Below are 221 nucleotides of genomic sequence, written 5' to 3'. Positions count from 1 at the left end.
CGACGGAGGAGGACATCACATGACGGCGCTGCGCCTGGGACCACTGCTGAGGTATGTCGACTGGGAGCGGGGCGAGTCGGCGACCGTCTGGGTCGAGGCGGACCGGCCGTGCACCGCGGAGGTCCGCTGCGAGGACGGCGCGGGCGGCAGCACGCGCACCTTCCAGATAGCCGGGCACCACTACGCCCTGATACCGGTGACCGGACTGCGCCCAGGCGCCG

The 221-nt window shown here is 72.4% G+C and carries 1 protein-coding gene; it reads left to right on the top strand.

Translation table 11 applies throughout. The annotated features are described in order from the left end of the window. Nucleotides 1–19: 19 nt before the first annotated feature. The coding region (locus J0695_RS38240) for a DUF7800 domain-containing protein (protein ID WP_443727004.1) at nucleotides 20–221 on the top strand (202 nt) is incomplete at its 3' end.

This window comes from Streptomyces beijiangensis (assembly GCF_017315755.1).
Taxonomy (GTDB): domain Bacteria; phylum Actinomycetota; class Actinomycetes; order Streptomycetales; family Streptomycetaceae; genus Streptomyces; species Streptomyces beijiangensis.
Note: the sequence above shows the minus strand (reverse complement) of the source record. Positions and strands in the feature narration are given on the sequence as shown.